Raw genomic sequence first — 17,839 nt, forward strand, 5'->3', positions numbered from 1 at the left:
GCCGGACCGCACGACGGCACTCCCGGGACCTGCCGAGGTGAGCCGAACGGGCCGCCGTCGGGAAATGAGACCGAGAACACAGTCGAGGGTTCGATGTGACTACGCGTGATGTCGGATTTGGACGGCGGCGAGAGTCTGGGGTCGGAGTGAACCCGCAGGCCAGGTGCTGCGGCCGCTGAAAAACCGTGCGGCCAAGGCGGTTCGAACGTGTGCGCGGTCCTATCTACTCGACGGTCAGTTTCGGGGCCCGAATCTTGTGGCACGTGACTTATCAGGCTTGCCCGGCAGGATCCCGGCTCCCTATGCTTCGTGCGTTCGGTCACATTTCGTGGCCGGGGGGAGTGTCGGAGCGCAGTTGACGGGGGTGTCGTGAGCACTGCGAGCATCGGGGTCGCGCGTTCGGGTCCCGTCACCTATGTGCTCGGATCGGTCCGCACGTTCGGCCGACTGATCCGGATGACGACGCGGTCGTCGGCGATTGCCGTTGCCGAGATCGATGACCGGCCGATTCCCCCTGCGCGAGAGTCTCGTTCAGGGCTGGTTCTTCGTGTCGGTCTCACTCTGGCCGGCGATCCTCATCTCCATCCCGATGGGGGTCGTGATCGCGGTCCAGATCGGCAGCGTCGCGTCCAACGTCGGCGCCAATTCGATGGCCGGCGCCGTCGGCGGTATGGGGGTCATGCAGCAGATCGCGCCGCTGGCCACGGCACTGCTCGTCGGCGGAGCCGGCGGTTCCGCCATCGCCTCGGACCTGGGCGCCAGGACGATTCGCGACGAGATCGACGCCCTGCGCACCATGGGCATCGACCCTCACCAGCGTCTCGTCGCACCACGCCTCGTGGCGATGTCGGTGGTGGCGCCGGCGCTCTCGGTGCTCGTGATCTTGATGAGCATTCTCTCCAGCTTTGCCGTTGCCGCCCTGGGTCAGGGCGTCGCACCCGGCTCGTACCGGTTGTCGTTCGGCAGCTTCGCGTCGATCACTGACCTGCTGATCTGCCTCGGCAAGGCGGTGGTCTTCGGTTTCGTCGTGGCGGCCATCGCCTGCCACCGCGGGCTGGAGGCGAAGGGCGGGCCCAAGGGTGTCGCCGACAGCGTGAATGCCGCAGTCGTGCTGGGCATCCTGGCCTGCGTCGTCATCAACCTCGCGCTGACCCAGCTGACCATGATGTTCGTTCCCATTCGATTCCTCTGACGGGTACAAGTGATGCCGCGAAGAAGTGTTGGGTCGAGGTGACTGATAGTCGCTGAGCACCGAGATCAACGAACCCGCCGTGTACCGGCGTCGCGGGTTCGGCTGGACGCGCTCGATCGAGCGCGCGTGGGAACCGGTCGACGCTCTGGGACGCCAGTTCCATTTCGTGTGGATGGCGCTGCGCGGTGTCGGGCATGCGCTGGCCAAACACCGTCGTCAGACCACCGAGATCTTCACCGGCCTCGCCTGGGGCAACGGACGCGCGGTCATCGTCGGTGGCGGTGTGGCACCGGTTCTCGCGCTCATGGGTGTCGTCTCCGGCGCGATGATCGGCAATCATCGGCTTCGAGGTTCTCGACATGCTCGGTGTCGGTCCGCTCGCCGGGGCCATGTCGGCGCTGGCCAACCCCCGTGAGCTCGCGCCGTTGATCGCCGCGGTCGGATTCGCCGCACAGGCCGGGTGCCGGATCACCGCAGAGGTCGGCGCGATGCGGATCTCCGAGGAGATCGATGCCCTCGAGGCGCAGGCGATCGATCCGGTGCCGTATGTGGTGTCGACGCGCGTGATCGCCTCGGTGCTGACCGTGATCCCCGCGTACCTGATCGCGCTCGCGCTCGGCTTCGCGACCACCAAACTCACGGTCACCGCGGTGCAAGGTCAGGCGACCGGCGCCTATCAGCACTACTTCGACATGTTCGTGCAGCCTGTCGACCTCGTGTACTCGCTGATCAAGGTTGCGGTGTTCGTCGTGGTGGTCACCCTCGTGCACGCGTACCAGGGCTTCTACGCGTCGGGCGGGCCCGAGGGCGTCGGCGTGGCATCGGGCCGGGCGATCCGCGCCAGCCTCGTCGCGATCACCGTCTGCGACATGGTCCTCACCCTGCTGATGTGGGGTCTCGAATCGTCAATCGATTTCGCGGGGTGAGGAGCATGAGCTCGCATCGTGAACCCAGCATCCGCGGATACCGCATCCGTGGTCTCGTCGTCCTCGCGCTTGTTGCGGTCCTCGCGGTCGTGGTGTGGCAGAAGGTCACGCCGGCTCCCGCCGACGGCGTGCGATTCGCCCTGGTGGTCTCCGACCTCGGCGACGGTGTGGGAGAAGCGACACCCGTCCGGCTGCACGGGCTCACGGTCGGCGAGGTCGTCGACCATCGTCCGCACGGGCCGGGTCGTCAGCTGATCACCCTCTCGGTCGATGACGAGCGGTTCGGCGAACTGTCCGACGAGCTCGACGTCCGGTTCATCTCGGGCACCGTGTTCGGTTCGACGGCAGTCGAACTGGTTCCCACCGGGTCCGGTGACCCGTTGCGTCCCGCGGAGGTTCTCGATCTCGGCAACGGGGCGTCCGACGACACCATCACGACGATCATGCGGGACTCGGGACGACTGATGATCGACGTCGTCAATCGTGACCTCGCGACCTCACTCGACGCCGGTGCCGAGCTCACCGCCGCGTCGGCGCCGCTGATGGCATCCGGATTGGTGATGCTGCGGACCATGCAGCGCAAGATGAACCTGTCGATGGGTGAGTTGCTGCCCAAGATCGCCAATGCCTCCGAGGGAGCCGCGGTGTTCACCCCGTCGGCCATCGGCATCCTGAACTCGCTGGCCTCGGTCGAGGATCTCGACGATCCGGCTCAGGTCGAACTGGCCAACGGCACGGTCGTCGAGGTCTCGAACCTGGTCTTCTCGTTCGCCGGGCGTCTCGTGGGCGCGCTCGCCCCGATGGCCGGTCTCATGGACGTGATGCTCGGCCTGATCGTCCCGCTCAACCAAGGGCTGCAAGGCATCACGCCGGCCAAGGTCGAGCGCCTGCTCGACGGCGCCGACGGGGCACTGCATCGTCGTGGCGACCGCGTCGACCTCGACACCGAGATCCTCCTGCAGGGATTCCCGGCATTCGGACAACCCCTGGCCGCACTGGCGAAGACCACGGAAGCACCGACGGAGAGGGAACAGCGGTGAAGAGTCCACGCCAAGCCGCCATCCGGCTCGCCATCCTCGGTGTTGCCGCCGCGCTCATCATCACCCTGATCGTGCAGGCCATCCAGCGTCCCGTGGCCGGCCAGACCGTGGACTACCGTGCCACGTTCGGCGACGTCTTCGGTCTGACCCAGAACGCCGACGTCCGTCTGCGCGGTGTCCAGATCGGCAAGGTGACCGGGATCGACCTGACCGACGACGCCCGTGCGGAGGTCTCCTTCCACATCCAGGACGAACACCGACTGCGTACCTCGGACAAGCTGTCCATCCGATTCCAGAACCTGACCGGGCAGCGCTACATCGAGCTCATCCGGGGCGAGGAGGCCGCGCCGGCGGTAGCCGACGGCGCACTCGTCACCAACACCGCGGACTCCTTCGACATCACCACGGTGTTCAACGGCCTGCGCCCGCTGCTCAGCGCGGCCGATCCCGAGGTCTACAACCGTCTCGCGACCAACCTGGTCGCACTCATCGACGGTGGGAGCAGCGACATGACGCCGGTGCTCAAGGACGTCTCGCTGCTCACCTCCTACGCCAGTGACCGGACCGCGGTGATGGAGACGATCGTCGGGAACCTGGAACGGATCTCGAAGGAGATCAACGGCCGCTCGGCGAATCTCGCCGCGATCCTCAAGGTCTTCCACTCGATCTTCATCCCCATCGCCACCCGTATGGAGGAGTTCCTGTCCCTGATGGGCAAGGGCTCGATCGAACTCTCCGAGATCCTGCGGGTCACCGATGCCCTCTCGCTGATGGGCCTCGGGGCGACCGGCACCACCGATGATGTGACGCAGAAGATCTCCGAGGTCATCCCGGACACCACCGCGGCGGTGAAGTCGCTGTCGATGTTGCCGGGCGTGCTCGAGGGGCTGAATCAGCTCATCCCGAAGGCGAATCCGGCGTCGTCGTGCAGCAACGGGACCTTCTCGATGCCCGTTGCCGCGACGGTGCTCATGAACGGCCGAGCCCTCACGGTGTGCAAGGGGGACCGATGAGCGACACCAGGAGCAAGACCCTGATCGGCTCGGAGTATGCGTCGAGCAGATCCCAGATGTGGTGGGCGGCCATCAGTATCGCCGTCGTCGCGATCGTCATCGCGACGACGGGCATCCTGTACCTCAAGCCACCGGGCAACCAGACCTTCCATCTGCAGCTCAGCGAGTCGGGTAACCTCCGCGCGGGTGACACCGTTCGCGTGGCCGGCATCCCGGTCGGCAAGGTCCTCGGGCTCACTCTCGAAGACGACCACGTCGACGTCGAGTTCACCGTGAAGAACGATGTCTTCGTGGGGGATACGACGTCGGTGAGCGTGCGGATGCTGACCCCGGTCGGCGGTCTGTACCTCGCGATGATGCCCTCGGGTACCAACCCACTGCGTGAACCGATCCCACAGTCGCGGGCGGCGGTGCCGTTCCTCGTCAACGACCTCGTCAAGAGCGCGGTCGAGGTGACCGACGAGATCGACACCAGGGCACTACGAGATGCGATGTCCGCGTCGTCGGATGCCCTCGCCGGCGCACCCGGATCGGTGCGCAGCACGGTGACCAACATGCAGCGCATCATCGAACTGTTCGCGGAGCAGAAGAACCAGATCACCGACCTGCTGTCGCTGTCCAACGAATACGTGGGCGCGGTGCTCGACAACAAGGCGCTGATCACCGAAGTGATCCGGGCGTATGCGGTCCTCGGGCCGTCGACGATGGCGTCGGCGACCGAGACCAAGATCTTCGCGGACTCGACCTCGGTCCTCGTCGGCGTCGTCTTCGACTTCCTCTCGGGTCCCTACCAGCAGAAGATCGAGCCGCTGCTCGGGCCGGTGGTCGAGGCCAGGAACCTGAGCAAGGAGATGGAGGACTGGTCCACACAGGTCGTCGACCAGTTGCGCGCCACGCTGCTCAGCCTCGGCGAGCTCGCCGGTCCGGAGGGCAAGGCCCTCGTCGACCAGAGCGGCCTCACCACCGAACTCCCCGACGTCTGCCTGCCCGTTCCCGGACGGATCTGCTGATGACCACACCGCAACAGCCGCAGAAGATCTCGCCGGCCAGACGTCGCACGCTGGCCGTCTTCACGATCGTCGTCACCGTCGTCGCCGTCTGCAGTGTCGCCTTCACCCGCACCGACAGCGGTTCGGACAACGGCATCTGCGCGGCCTTCCAGAATTCATTCGGTCTGTACCCGGGTGCGGCAGTGACCATTCGCGGTATCCAGATCGGAACCGTCGAATCGGTGACCCCGCGCGGCACGCAGGTGCAGGTCGACATGACGATCGACGACCGTACCCTCGGCCGTGACGTCGGTGCGGCGATCGTGAACTCCTCGATCCTCACCGATCGTCGCGTCGAGCTCGTCAACACCGAAGTCCCCGATGGCGGAACCGAATTCGACGGCACCTGCATCCCGGAGTCACGTACCGCCGAGCCCACCAGCGTGCCGGACGCGTTGAACTCGTTCTCTCCCGGTTCTTCAAGGACATCACCACGGCCGACGAGTCGGGCCGCCTCCCACTCCAGGCGCTGCTCGAGGGCGCCGACCGTGAGATGGGCGGACTCGGACCGACGATCAACCGGCAGCTGCGTGAACTCGGCAACCTGATGGAGTCCCCGGACACCTTCATGAGGGAGTTCGGCACCCTGATCGAGAACAGCGCGGAGCTCACCGAGTTCGTCGATGCCGACTGGGACAACGTGTCCACCACCATCAAGACGCTGGGTCCCGGCCTGGCACTGATCGAGTACATGCTGGGTCTGGTGAAGACCATCGTCGAGAAGCTCGCCGATGCACTGGATCCGCTGGATCGGCTCTTCAACGAGAACTTCCCGTTGATCATGGATGTGCTCAACGCGTCGGTGCCGATCGTCAGCATGGTGCGTACCCAGGCGGAGGAATCGCCGGAGATCCTCGGGAAGATCCCGGGAATCCTCACGATGCTCCACCGCATGATCGAAAGTCCGGGGCGTGGTGTCGGCGTCGACTACCGCGCACCCAAGGCCGCGGTGAAGAGCGCCGACGCGGGAGCGTTGTGTGCAGCGCTCAAGAAGATCCCCGGTAGCCGGTGCGAGGTGACGTCGAAGACGATCACCGTCCCGTTGCCGCAGTTGTTGCTGAACGACCTGGGAGGCCACCGATGACCCACGGCTTCGCCTCGTCGCGTCGTCGCCTGACCTCATGGGTCGGCGTTCTCCTCGCCGCGGTGATCGTCTGTGCCGGTTGCTCGTTCAACCCCAGCAACTACGTCATGCCGGGAACCGGTGTGGGCGGTCCGACCTACCGGCTCCACCTCGAGTTCAGTTCGCTGCTGAGTCTTCCCGCCGGTGCCGAGGTACGAAGCAACGGCGCGAAGGTCGGTTCGATGAGGTCGATCACGCTCACCGACGAGGCTGCGGTCGCGCACATCGACGTCAGCGAGGATGTCGAGCTGCCGCGCGGTACGCGCGCCGAGCTGCGGCAGACGTCGATGCTCGGCGACATCTACATCGCTCTCATCCCGCCGGTCGAGATGGGGCCGGAGCTCCTCGGTGACGGTGACGTGGTCGCCCTCGACGACACCGATCCGGGTCCGCAGATCGAGGACGTGCTGGCGCGCATGGCCGACTTCGTCAACGCCGGGAGCGTCACCCGTCTCCAGGACGCCATCGCCGAGCTGAACAAGACCCTGCCCTCGGATGTCGCGGAGCTGCGTGGTCTGTCCGAATTCGGTTCTGCGGCAGTACGTGAGTCGGCAGACAACCTGGACTCTCTCGGACGGAGCATCGAGGCGGCCGACGAGCTGAGCAGTCGACTGGATGCGATGCGCGACGACCTGGGATTCATCTTCTCCGATCATGCCCGCACCCGGCTGGAGCGCGTCCCGCAGTTCATGAGCGCGGTTCTCAACGTGGTGATCGACGTGAACACCCTGACGACCGGTCTCGAATGGCTGATCCCGCGGTTGCCTCACGTCCGGGAGAATCTCGAACTGATCGCCCCGCTCATCCGGGAACCCTCGGCGAGCCCGCATCAGCTGAACGGCAATGCGGCCACCGTGACGTCGTTCACGAAGAACAAACTGGTTCCGTTCCTGTTGGGGCCCAACGTCAACGTGAAGCAGGTCAGCATGGCCGAGCAGGATGTGAGCGCGAACGCCTTCCTGCTGTTGAAGATGGTGGGGGCGGTCCGATGAGTCGAATCCCCGGATGGCTCTCGGCGGGCGCCCTGATCATGACGACGGTCCTCGGCGTCGGATACCTCCTCATCGGGGTGCTGGCCGTCGATCCGATCGAGAAGCGCACGAGCATCACCGTCGACCTGACCGACTCGTCCGGACTGAAGAGTGGTTCCGACGTGGTGTACCGCGGCGTGAACATCGGCACGGTCGACGAGGTGACCGGTCGGACCGGCGGGGTTCGTGTTGCGCTGACCTACGCTGCCGACCAACGGGTTCCGGTCGCGACGGACCTGAAGATCGAGCAGCTGTCGTCGCTGGGTGAGCCCGTCTTCGCCTTCATGCCCAACACGGACAGTGGACCGTGGCTGGAGGACGGCGCGCACCTGACGCAGACTGTCGAGGTGCCGACGTCGGTGGCGCAGCTCCTCGGTGACACCTCGGCGATGCTCGAACAAGTCGAACCCGAGCGGGTGACGAGCCTGCTCGACACGCTCTCGCAATCGGTCACCGGAGTGGAGTCCGCGGTCACCCCGGCGGTGCGTCGCGGTGCCGACCTCCTGTTGATGACGCTGCCGTCGCGGCAGGGGCATCTCGATGCGCTGATCGATCACATGACCGAGATCCTCTCCAAGACAGACGAACTGAAGCCGGCGATGATGGCTGCTCCGCCTCAGCTCGATGCGTTCGGCGAGTCCCTCGGCGTGTCCTTTGCGGACATGGGTGTGCCGGGGTCGGGAAGGGGGCACAGAACCGGCGTCTGGGCGTCAGGCGCGGGTGAAGCCGGGCACGAGGTGGGCTTCGAGCATCCGGCGGAGTTGCGGCACGGTCACGTCCGCCAGTTCGAGGCGCCCCACCAGGATCATCTCGGTGTAGGACAACCAGGCGCAGGCCTGCGTGATGTCCAGGTCTTCGCGGAACTCACCCTTCGCCACGCCCTCCTCGAGGACGGATTGCCAGAGTTCCTCGGTCAAATCGGTTGCGAGATGCGAGGAGTCGAGCAGGCGCGTACCCAGCAGAGCGGTGTCGCTGGAGATCAAGGAACGCAGGATCGGGTCACGCCGTCCCCGGTCCACCAGTTCGATCATCCCGACCGTCAGCTTGCCGGCGTAGGAGGGCTCGTCGCGGATGATCTCGCGGATCTTCTCGATCAGGGTTCGCGCACGTTTCCCGATGAGGGACAGCACGATCTCGTAGCGGTCCTCGAAGTAGCGGTAGATCGTCGCCCGTGACACCCCGGTCTCACGCGCGATGTCGTCGATCGTCGTTCGGTCCAGCCCATAGTGCTCGATGTGTCGGGCGGCGGCGTCGAGGATCTGATCGCGTGCTTCGGCCCTGTCGGTGCTCAACCGTCGCTGTCGTCTGGCTCTCGGCAAGATCCCTCGCATACTCGAATGACGTTCTTGCACACTAACCGGTGGTCACGGTGGGTCCGACAGGAGGCAGGGTGCGAGACGTGGCACGCATACCTTTACGGCTCGAGGAGCTCCTCAGAGACGGACGTCGGCGCTCGGTTGCCCGTCGACCGTCGTGCGTTCCGCGCGGGACCGGCGAGCTTCGCGCTCGAGCGCCGCGGTGAACTGGTCGGCGGCCCACTTCAGCGCCTCTTTGTCCTGGGGGAGCGTGGTCTGCTCGTAACCGGTCAGCAGGTAGAGCGCCCAGTTCGCGTATCGGTGGGCGGCGACGCGGTCGTCGAGGAGTTCGAGGGCCGCGTCGTAGCGAGCTCTGTCGGCGGCTTCCTGGACCTTGCAGACCTCCGGATCCATCGCGGCCCACGTTCGGATCGCGGACTCCGCGTCGTGAGGGAGGCCGAGGGCACTCTGGACGAGATCGTCGACGCGGCGTGACATGTCCGGTTCGGTCCGGGCGGCCGCCAACTCGGCCTCGGTGCGCGAGTCGTACCAGTGCGTGATGACCTGGCTGGTGTAGTCCGACCAGTTCTTGAAGAAGTGGTAGAAGGAACCGCTGGTGACCCCGAGCCGCTTGCAGACCTCGGCGAGCTTGAGTGCGCTGTAGCCCGAATCCGCGAGAACGGCGAGGCCCGTCTCCAGATACAACTCTCGCGTCGTGGTGGCTGCCATGTCGCTACCGTATTCCACGCCGAGCTGATCGGTCGTATGGGTCAGATGTCCGGTTTCGTCGATCCGACGCCGAGCGGATACGCCGATGGGCCGGGACCGGAGACGAAACGCTTGCCTCGGGTCCCGGCCCATCAGCCGGATTCTGTCTTCGACGAGGGTCTGCGACCTACGGTGCCCAGGTCCGCGGCGCTGCCTCGTCCTCGGCCGGCGGCGTCGAGGTGACGCGGTACGCGCGGTTGACCGCGGACACCACGGCACGCAGGCTGGCGGTGGTGATCGACGATGCCACGCCGACACCCCAGACGGTTTCGCCGTTGACCTCGGTCTCGACGTACGCGGCGGCGCTGGCGTCGCCGCCGGCGGTCAGGGCGTGCTCGCTGTAGTCCAGGACCCGGACCTCATAGCCGACGGTGCCCAGGGCATCGACGAAGGCGGCCAGCGGCCCGTTGCCCGCACCGGTGATCTCGCGCTCGTTGCCCTCGACCTTCACGACCGCGGTGATGTGGTCCTCGCCGCCGTCGACCTCGGCCGCGTCGACCTTCTGCCGGATGCGCTCCAGCGGCCAGACCGGGTGCAGGTAGTTCTGCGCGAAGACGTCCCACATCTCCTTGGGATTGACCTCGCCGCCCTCGCCGTCGGTGATCTTCTGGATCTCGCGGCTGAACTCGATCTGCAGGCGACGCGGCAGGTTCATGCCGTGGTCGGCCTTCATGATGTAGGCGACGCCGCCCTTGCCGGACTGGCTGTTCACGCGGATGACGGCCTCGTAGCTGCGGCCGACGTCCTTGGGGTCGATCGGCAGATACGGTACGGCCCAGACGATGTCGTCGACGTCGGAGTCGGCGTCGTCGGCGTCGAACTTCATCTGGTCGAGGCCCTTGTTGATGGCGTCCTGGTGGCTTCCGGAGAAGGCGGTGAACACCAGATCACCACCGTAGGGGTGGCGCTCGGGGACGTTGAGCTGGTTGCAGTACTCGACGGTGCGACGGATCTCGTCGATGTCGGAGAAGCTGATCTGCGGGTCGACGCCCCGGCTGAACATGTTCATGCCCAGGGTCACCAGGCACACGTTCCCGGTGCGCTCACCGTTGCCGAACAGGCAGCCCTCGATGCGGTCGGCGCCGGCCTGGTAGCCCAGTTCGGCTGCGGCGACACCGGTTCCGCGGTCGTTGTGGGGGTGCAGGCTCAGGATGATCGAGTCGCGGCGAGCCAGGTTGCGGTGCATCCACTCGATCGAGTCGGCGTAGACGTTCGGCGTGGCCATCTCGACGGTCGCCGGCAGGTTGATGATCATCGGCCGCTCGGGGGTGGGGGCGATGACCTCGGTGACCGCGTCGACGACCTCTTTGGCGAAGCTCAGCTCGGTGCCCGTGTAGGACTCCGGCGAGTACTCGTAACGCCAGTTGGTGTCGGGATACTGCTTCTCGACCTCCAGCACCTTGTGGGCGGCGTCGGTGGCGATCTTGATGATCGCGGGCTTGTCGGCGCGGAAGACCACACGACGCTGCAGCACCGAGGTGGAGTTGTAGAAGTGCACGATGACGTTCGCCGCACCGCGGCAGGCCTCGAAGGTGCGCTCGATCAGTTCCTCGCGGCACTGGGTCAGCACCTGGATGCTGACGTCGTCGGGGATCGCGTTGTCCTCGATGATCTCGCGGACGAAGTCGTAATCGGTCTGGCTGGCCGACGGGAACCCGACCTCGATCTCCTTGTAGCCCATCCGGACCAGGAGGTCGAACATGCGACGCTTGCGCGCCGGGCTCATTGGATCGATCAGGGCCTGGTTTCCGTCACGCAGGTCGACCGCGCACCACAGCGGCGCCTTGGTGATGACCTTGTCGGGCCAGGTACGGTCCGGCAGCGAGATCGTCTCGACCTCGTCGGCGAACTGACGATAGCGATGAACCGGCATCGCGGAGTTGCGCTGCGGATTCCATACGGGCTGGTCGGCGGGAATCGGGCCGGACGGCTCGACGATTCGGCTCGCGCCGGAGGTGAAGGTGTCTGCTGGTGCCATGGTTGGTCATTCTCCGTGTCTGGAAGGAAAGTGACCGGCGCGTGATTGGGCCCCGCGACGGAGGGCCGGTCGTGTCAGACCCCGCCGCGGCAACCGAGAAGGAGTGCACGCTGCATGCGCACGACTGTACTCCTCGGCGTTGACGAGACCAAAGCCGCAGGTGTGGGCGTTTTTCGTGTCCCCCTCTTCGGGGGTGCCGCGGGTCCGACACACCCGTCAGGCTATGATATGCATCACGCACGGCGCTGAGAGTGACGGAAATCATTCCAGCGGCCGAAGGGTGTACGGGCTCCGTGCCCGGTCTTCGACAGAGCCGCTCGACCGCGACTCTGCCGCCTGCACAGAAGGACGACGTCAAGTGACCACGATCCCCGCCGATCCACCACGCGCAGACCTACCGCCCGAACCCCACACCCCGCCTGCGTCGAAGCCCACCAGTCTTCGACGTGTCGCCGCCGCCAGCTCGATCGGCACGACCATCGAGTTCTACGACTTCTTCATCTACGGGACCGCGGCAGCGCTGGTCTTCCCGACGGTGTTCTTCCCGGCGGCCGACGAGGTCACGGGCACGATCGCGTCCTTCGCGACCTTCGCCGTGGCGTTCTTCGCCCGGCCGGTCGGGGCGATGCTCTTCGGGCACTTCGGTGACCGGATCGGCCGCAAGCGCACGCTGGTGTGGACCCTGCTCATCATGGGCCTCGCGACCGTGGCGATGGGACTCCTCCCGGGGTACGAGTCCGGCGTCTTCGGGTTCGCCGAATCGGGGATCGGCATCGGAGCACCCATCGCTCTGGTCGTCCTGCGATTCCTCCAGGGCTTCGCCGTCGGTGGTGAATGGGCCGGCGCGACGCTGCTGACGGCCGAATACGCACCGGCGGGCAAGCGTGGGCTGTACGCGATGTTCCCGCAGCTCGGCCCGGCGTTCGCGTTCTTCCTGTCGAGCCTGACCTTCTTGATCGCCTCGCTGACCCTCGGCGAGACCAGCTCGGCCTTCCTCGACTACGGCTGGCGGATCCCGTTCATCCTGTCGTTCGCCCTCGTCGCCGTCGGCCTCTGGGTTCGGCTCGCGGTCGCGGAGACACCCGTGTTCCGAGATGTGCAGCGTCGCAAGGCACTCGAGGCCGCGGCGTCGGATGGCCCGGCGTCGAACGAACCCGCTCTGCCGTTCCTCGATGCCTTTCGTCACCAGTGGAAAGAGATCCTCATCGCCGGCGGTGCGCTGGCGAGCCTGTTCTCGCTCTTCTACATGGGCACCGCATTCCTCACGAACTACGGCACCAAGAGCCTCGACCTGTCACGCACCTTCGTGTTGAGTGCGGGAATGATCGCCGCGATCGTGTTCGGATTGTCCACCGCCGCGTCGGCCATGTGGTCCGATCGGGTGGGTCGTCGCCGGGTCATCCTGACCTCGTGCGCCATCGCCGTCCCGTGGGCGCTGGTCCTGTTCCCGATCCTCGAGATCGGCGGCGGATTCGCCTTCGTCATCGGCCTGACCGGCACCCTGCTCATCTTCGGAATCGCCTACGGCCCTGCGGGTGCGCTGCTTCCCGAACTGTTCGAGGCGCGCTACCGCTACACCGGTGCGGGGATGGGTTACAACCTCGCCGGCATCTTCGGCGGAGCCATCCCGCCGCTGATCGCCGCGCCACTGATCGCCGGCCCCGGGGCGATCTGGGTGGGTGTCCTGCTCGCCGGCCTGTCGGCGATCAGCGTGGTCTGCACGATCCTGATCGTGGAGACCAAGGACAAGGCCATGCGAGCCGCGACGGAATCGCCCGAGGAGGAACCCTCGCTGGTCGGCTGAACGTGTTCGGGCCGAGACTGATTCGCGGTCCGCAGAACGACGACGTCCCCGTCACGATCACCGATCGCGGCGGGGACGTCGCCGTGAGGGGGCAGATGCCTCACTGGTCACATCTCGAGACCGGTGAATGCCGGGTGGCCCCACCGGCCGGCGAACGCGACCTCGTCGAGCGGGAGTCGGGTCCGGGGACGTTCGTCGCGCTCGCGGATGTCCTCGGGCAACGATGCGGGGTCCTCGACGAGGGCGCCGATCCCCAGCAGGACGAGGGCCCGTATGCCGGCCGGGATGTCGAAGGCGGTGGTCGCGGCCGCGGCGTCGAAGCCGGCCATCGGATGACCGTTGAAGCCGAGCGCCTCGGCCTGCAGGATCATCTGCGACACCGCGAGGCCGACGTCGACGGCCGCATACGTATGTTCCTTCGGATCGTCGGGGCGGTCCGTTGTGCACACCAGGACCAGGGCCGCCGACCGCGGCGCCCATCCGGCGTTGCCGCGGATCAGCACACCGCTGAGGGCCTCGAAGGTCTCGTCACCGCGGCGGCCGACGAGAAACCGGACCGGCTGCATGCGACCCCAGGTGGGTGCCCACCGCCCGGCGTCGACGATGGTCGTGAGGTCCGCCACGGAAATGGTGGCGGCGGGGTCGTAACCTCGCGCGCTCCACCGCCCGTCGATCAGTTCGTGCACTCGGTCGAGGGTAGCGGCGCGGCGACCGCGTCTTCGTCGGTGCCGGTCTGCGCGCCGGCACCCGCGGGAGTGACGGGTTCGCGCATGGCGAAGAACAGCCCGATGCCCAGGAGTGTCAGTGCGATTCCGATGGCGAGCGATGCGGCGTGTATGCCCTCGACGTAGGCCTGGCGGGCCGCGGTCGCGAGACCGTCTCCCTGAGTCCCCATCTCGAGCGCGCGATGCAGCGTCTCGCCGAGGGTGTCGCCGAACGACCATCCGTCGCGATGCCCGCGGAACACGAGCGTCGCGAGTGAACCGAACAGGGCGAGGCCGAGGGCATTGCCGAGTTCGAAGCTGGTCTCCGAGATACCCGACGCCGAGCCCGACCGTTCCGGTGGAACCGCGCCGACGACCACGACCGACACCAGACTGAACTGGATGCCGTAACCGATACCGGCGATCGAGGTGAAGACGAGGTAGACCCAGATCGGCGACGACGTGGTCAGTGCGAGCAGGCCGAAGTTGCCGACGGCGGCCAGCACGATCGAGCCGAGGAAGGCTGTGCGCATGCCGACCATCGATGCGATACGGGAAGCGCCGACCGAGAACACGGCGACCGCAACCGCCATCGGGAGGCCGGCCACCGCGGCGGCCAGGACGTCGTGACCCATCACCGACTGCAGGTAGACGCCGGTCAGATACGACATCCCGCCGAGCGCCATCATGCCGACGAGGGCGACGGTGATCGCGCCGACGTACTGCGCGTTCCGGAACAGCTTCAGGTCGAGCAGCGGGGCTGCGGAGTGGCGTTGCTGGACCACGAAGCCGACGAGCAGTGCCGCGCCCACGAGCCCGATGACGATGACGCCCGGATCGACACCGTCGCTCGCCAGGGTTTTCACCGCGTAGACGACGGGCAGGATGCCGGCCATCGACAACACGACGCCGAGCACGTCGAACCGTGCGGCCGACGGGGCCTTGTACTCGGGGATCAGGCGGGGGCCGAGAACGAGGAGTGCGGCCAGTACCGGCACGTTGATCAGGAAGGCCGAACCCCACCAGAAGTGGTGCAGCAGAACGCCGCCGATGACCGGACCGACGGCAGCGCCGCCGGCGAAGGCGGCGGTCCAGACGCCGATGGCGCGCCCCCGCTCACGATCATCGGAGAACATGTTGGCGATCAACGAGAGACTCGACGGCATCAGCGTCGCCCCGCCGACACCCATGAGGGCGCGCGCGGCGATCAGGATGCCGGCGGTCGGCGCGAACGCGGCCAGGATCGATGCCCCGCCGAACACGGCGGCGCCGGCGAGCAGGATTCGACGGCGGCCGACCCGATCGCCGAGGTTGCCCATGGTGATCAGCAGTCCGGCGATCAGGAAGCCGTAGATGTCGAGGATCCACAGCTGCTCGGCGGCCGACGGTGCGAGCGCGTCGGTGATCGACGGGATCGCGAGGTAGAGGACGGAGACGTCCATCGACACCAGGAACACCGGGAGCGTGAGCACCGCGAGTCCCAACCAGGTACGTCGGTCGGCGGCGCCCGGGGGCTGCTGCCGATTCGACGGGTCGAGGCGGGTGGACACGATGGTTCTCCTTGGGGGGGTTTCGACACGGTGCGTCGCTACGCTCCGTACCGGCTCAACCGGCGGGGGCGCGGTGCGTCGCTGCGCTCCGTACCGGCTCAACCGGCGGGGGCGCGGTGCGTCGCTGCGCTCCGTACCGGCTCAACCGGCGGGGGTGCGTACGGTGTACGCGAGACAGGGTACGGGGATGAGTACGCTGTACGCAATCCGTTTGTTCCCGAGCCCGGCCAGGAGGAATCGCAGGTGACGTCCGACACCACCAAGCTGTCGCCGGCGACCATCGTCGACGCCGCGATCCGGGTCGCGGATGCCAACGGACTCACCGGCCTCTCGATGCGGCGGGTCGCCGACGAACTCGGGGTCGGCGCGATGTCGCTGTACCGGCATGTGGCCGACAAGGACGCGCTGCTGCAGGCGATGGCCGAGGAAGTGGGTCAGCGCTACCCCTACCCGGTCGAGACCGCGCCGTCGTGGCGCGAGCGTGTCCGGGTCGCCGTCGACGTCGACTGGGAGCTCTATCAGCGGCACCCCTGGCTGGTGCTCGCCTACGCATCGCCGAGACTCAGTTACGGCGAGGCATCCCTGGAGTGTCTCGACTGGTTGTCCGCCGGCTTCCTCGAACTCGGTGCCGGCATCGAACGTGCCACCGACATGGCGCTGACCGTGTGGAGCTTCATCCACGGCGTCGCACTGATGGCCGTCGGCGACCGATTGCTCAGCGACCAGGGGCAGGAGACGTCGCTGCCCTCGGCTCGCCTGGCCGACGTGTTCGCGGGGAGATCCGACGCCCCGGTGCCTCCGCACCTCGCTCGTCTCGCCGGGCGCGCCGACGCCGCACACCTGCTGGACCCGAGGGCCCGTCTGGACGCCGGAATCGGTTATCTCTGCGCAGGTTTCGAGGCCTCCGCCCGCTGAACCCGGTCAGCCCCGGGGCGTACGGTCACACGGCATGCGGAAACACGGTCAGCATGTGGGCGCCGAACCACGAACTGCCGATCACGATCGGCACGACGATGAGCCCGGCGACCACCGGCCGTGTCCGTGCGAGAGCCATCGCGAGCGGGATGAGCAGAACGAAGGCCGGCAGCAGGAGACGCGGCCGGCTCATCATCAAGCCGCTCGACAACACGATCTGGGCGACGAGCAACGAGCCGAACAGCAACACCGGCCAGGGCAACCGCGCCCAGACCGCCACACCGAGCATCACGAGCGTGCTCAGGACGATCCACGATGTCGCGGTGGTGGCGACCTCGGCGGAATGGACCAGCTGCTCGTTGACGAAGTTGAATGCGGCGACACCCCAGTCGAATTCGGTGTCCCAGCCCTCGGTCTGGATGCGGAACCAGCCCGTCGGTGAACCGGTGTGCGCCCACACGACGCCCAGGTAGGCGAGGTAGCCGAGCGGGCTGATGACGACGGCGGCGGCGGCGCGCACCCGCGCTGCCGGCGTGACGTCGGCGCTGTTCCGGCTGGTCCACAGAAAGACGATCGCGGCGACGATCACGACACCGATGAGGACCGCCGCCGTCGGACGGCAGAGACCGCAGAGTCCGGCCATGATGCCGGCGAGCAACCAGCGCCGCTCCAGGATTCCGATGAGTGCCCACGTCGCGAGGGCGCAGAACATCGCCTCGGTGTAGGCCATGTTGAGCACGATCGACATCGGGGTGGCGGCGAACAGCACCACCAGAAAGAGTCCGGTCGCGCGCTCGGGTGCGGGACCCACCGGGGAGCGTCTCGACATGAGCCGCGCGCAGACCGTGCCCAGCCGTGCCGCGCCGACCGCGGCGATGCATCCGAGAACGAGATTCAGGGTCAGAGCCGCACCGAACGGCGTCAGCCCGGGCAGCTTCGCCAGCCACCCGACCAGATACGGATAGCCGGGAAAGAAGGCGTAGGCGGTGTCGGACGTGTGGACACCGCGCGCATCGGTCAGGCTCGCGGGAACGCCGTCGTATCCGTGGGTGGCGATCGCGAGCATCCACTGCCCGTCCCACACCGTGAGGGCCTTGCCGAGGGTGGTGTCCCGCAGGTCCGCGAATCGCGCGAGGGTGAGGATGCCGATCGCGCGAATGACGAGGTATACGACGAGGGCGTCGAGACACCAGCGATGCCGGCGCGCCCAGCCCGCGAACGGGGGTCTCGGGTCGGCGGCGCGTCGTGCCGCCACCGGGTCCGCCGACCCATCGGGAGGGATGGGCCGGCTGTCGGCGCGGTCTCCGCCCGTCACCGAATCGGGGTCGGGACGACGGCCCGGCTCGTCGACGTCGGTTGGGATGGCCACCCGAAGAATCCTAGGTCGTCGGCGGCGAGCACAGGCGGCGCGCGGTGTGCGTCGGATCACATCGAGCAGGTGACCAGGTCAG

General features: G+C 67.0%; 14 protein-coding genes and 3 pseudogenes. 11 read left to right on the plus strand and 6 right to left on the minus strand.

Features of this window, described 5'->3' with window-relative positions; translation table 11 throughout:
• Nucleotides 1–369 precede the first annotated feature (369 nt).
• From GAA2_RS01685 to GAA2_RS23005, 9 genes and pseudogenes are all read left to right on the plus strand, one after another.
• Nucleotides 370–1,192 (plus strand): annotated as a pseudogene (locus GAA2_RS01685) (MlaE family ABC transporter permease).
• Between the two features lie 52 nt (nt 1,193–1,244).
• Nucleotides 1,245–2,118 (plus strand): annotated as a pseudogene (locus GAA2_RS23400) (ABC transporter permease).
• Nucleotides 2,119–2,123: 5 nt separating this feature from the next.
• Nucleotides 2,124–3,158, plus strand: a complete 1,035-nt coding sequence (locus GAA2_RS01695) for a hypothetical protein (protein WP_006435143.1) — start codon at nt 2,124–2,126, stop codon at nt 3,156–3,158.
• Nucleotides 3,155–4,171, plus strand: a complete 1,017-nt coding sequence (locus GAA2_RS01700; protein ID WP_006435142.1) for an MlaD family protein — start codon at nt 3,155–3,157, stop codon at nt 4,169–4,171. Before GAA2_RS01695 ends, GAA2_RS01700 begins: the two co-directional genes overlap by 4 nt.
• Nucleotides 4,168–5,181 (plus strand): MlaD family protein, encoded by a 1,014-nt coding sequence (locus GAA2_RS01705; protein ID WP_006435141.1) that lies wholly within the window; start codon nt 4,168–4,170, stop codon nt 5,179–5,181. The genes GAA2_RS01700 and GAA2_RS01705 overlap by 4 nt, the downstream gene beginning before the upstream one ends.
• The gene (locus tag GAA2_RS01710; RefSeq protein WP_006435140.1) at nt 5,181–5,768 is read left to right on the plus strand and encodes an MlaD family protein; all 588 of its coding nucleotides are present in this window, start codon (nt 5,181–5,183) and stop codon (nt 5,766–5,768) included. The genes GAA2_RS01705 and GAA2_RS01710 overlap by 1 nt, the downstream gene beginning before the upstream one ends.
• On the plus strand, nt 5,714–6,304 hold the full coding sequence (locus GAA2_RS01715; RefSeq protein WP_006435139.1) for a hypothetical protein: 591 nt from the start codon (nt 5,714–5,716) through the stop codon (nt 6,302–6,304). Before GAA2_RS01710 ends, GAA2_RS01715 begins: the two co-directional genes overlap by 55 nt.
• Nucleotides 6,301–7,335, plus strand: coding sequence for an MlaD family protein (locus GAA2_RS01720; RefSeq protein ID WP_006435138.1), 1,035 nt, complete (start codon nt 6,301–6,303; stop codon nt 7,333–7,335). Before GAA2_RS01715 ends, GAA2_RS01720 begins: the two co-directional genes overlap by 4 nt.
• 38 nt (nt 7,336–7,373) lie before the next feature.
• On the plus strand, nt 7,374–8,549 hold the full coding sequence (locus GAA2_RS23005) for an MlaD family protein (RefSeq protein WP_394855160.1): 1,176 nt from the start codon (nt 7,374–7,376) through the stop codon (nt 8,547–8,549).
• On the opposite strand, the pseudogene GAA2_RS23405 reads toward GAA2_RS23005, so the two are convergent.
• The 3 genes and pseudogenes from GAA2_RS23405 to leuA all read right to left on the minus strand — a co-directional run.
• A pseudogene (locus tag GAA2_RS23405) lies at nt 8,547–8,705 on the minus strand (TetR family transcriptional regulator); the annotation flags it as partial. The gene GAA2_RS23005 and the pseudogene GAA2_RS23405 overlap by 3 nt on opposite strands.
• Before the next feature lie 102 nt (nt 8,706–8,807).
• The gene (locus GAA2_RS01735; protein WP_006435132.1) at nt 8,808–9,398 is read right to left on the minus strand and encodes a TetR/AcrR family transcriptional regulator; all 591 of its coding nucleotides are present in this window, start codon (nt 9,396–9,398) and stop codon (nt 8,808–8,810) included.
• A gap of 166 nt (nt 9,399–9,564) precedes the next feature.
• The gene (gene leuA / locus GAA2_RS01740) at nt 9,565–11,415 is read right to left on the minus strand and encodes a 2-isopropylmalate synthase (RefSeq protein ID WP_006435131.1); all 1,851 of its coding nucleotides are present in this window, start codon (nt 11,413–11,415) and stop codon (nt 9,565–9,567) included.
• Between the two features lie 358 nt (nt 11,416–11,773).
• Here leuA and GAA2_RS01745 point away from each other — a divergent pair, with 358 nt between their 5' ends.
• Complete coding sequence (locus GAA2_RS01745) at nt 11,774–13,219, plus strand: MFS transporter (protein ID WP_159405422.1); 1,446 nt, start codon at nt 11,774–11,776, stop codon at nt 13,217–13,219.
• A 107-nt stretch (nt 13,220–13,326) separates the two neighbouring features.
• On the opposite strand, the gene GAA2_RS01750 is transcribed toward GAA2_RS01745, so the two are convergent.
• Both GAA2_RS01750 and GAA2_RS01755 read right to left on the minus strand, forming a co-directional pair.
• A complete protein-coding gene (locus GAA2_RS01750; RefSeq protein WP_159405421.1) occupies nt 13,327–13,905 on the minus strand; it encodes a nitroreductase family protein in 579 nt (192 codons plus the stop codon).
• Nucleotides 13,893–15,473, minus strand: coding sequence for an MFS transporter (locus GAA2_RS01755; RefSeq protein ID WP_159405420.1), 1,581 nt, complete (start codon nt 15,471–15,473; stop codon nt 13,893–13,895). Before GAA2_RS01755 ends, GAA2_RS01750 begins: the two co-directional genes overlap by 13 nt.
• Nucleotides 15,474–15,716: 243 nt before the next feature.
• Between GAA2_RS01755 and GAA2_RS01760 the strand changes: the two genes are divergently transcribed.
• Nucleotides 15,717–16,388, plus strand: a complete 672-nt coding sequence (locus GAA2_RS01760; protein ID WP_040004553.1) for a TetR/AcrR family transcriptional regulator — start codon at nt 15,717–15,719, stop codon at nt 16,386–16,388.
• 25 nt (nt 16,389–16,413) lie between these two features.
• Here GAA2_RS01760 and GAA2_RS01765 read toward each other — a convergent pair whose 3' ends face one another.
• Complete coding sequence (locus GAA2_RS01765) at nt 16,414–17,757, minus strand: hypothetical protein (RefSeq protein ID WP_006435126.1); 1,344 nt, start codon at nt 17,755–17,757, stop codon at nt 16,414–16,416.
• Between the last annotated feature and the right edge of the window lie 82 nt (nt 17,758–17,839).

Source organism: Gordonia ajococcus, assembly GCF_012974285.1.
GTDB lineage: Bacteria > Actinomycetota > Actinomycetes > Mycobacteriales > Mycobacteriaceae > Gordonia > Gordonia amicalis.

Bases quoted from the DNA above. Each gene is read 5' to 3' on its own strand.
- GAA2_RS01735 (WP_006435132.1), bottom strand. From the start codon at position 9,398: ATGGCAGCCACCACGACGCGAGAGTTGTATCTGGAGACGGGCCTCGCC.
- GAA2_RS01720 (WP_006435138.1), top strand. From the start codon at position 6,301: ATGACCCACGGCTTCGCCTCGTCGCGTCGTCGCCTGACCTCATGGGTC.
- GAA2_RS23005 (WP_394855160.1), top strand. From the start codon at position 7,374: ATGACGACGGTCCTCGGCGTCGGATACCTCCTCATCGGGGTGCTGGCC.
- GAA2_RS01705 (WP_006435141.1), top strand. From the start codon at position 4,168: ATGAGCGACACCAGGAGCAAGACCCTGATCGGCTCGGAGTATGCGTCG.
- GAA2_RS01715 (WP_006435139.1), top strand. From the start codon at position 5,714: ATGGGCGGACTCGGACCGACGATCAACCGGCAGCTGCGTGAACTCGGC.
- leuA (WP_006435131.1), bottom strand. From the start codon at position 11,415: ATGGCACCAGCAGACACCTTCACCTCCGGCGCGAGCCGAATCGTCGAG.
- GAA2_RS01710 (WP_006435140.1), top strand. From the start codon at position 5,181: ATGACCACACCGCAACAGCCGCAGAAGATCTCGCCGGCCAGACGTCGC.
- GAA2_RS01695 (WP_006435143.1), top strand. From the start codon at position 2,124: ATGAGCTCGCATCGTGAACCCAGCATCCGCGGATACCGCATCCGTGGT.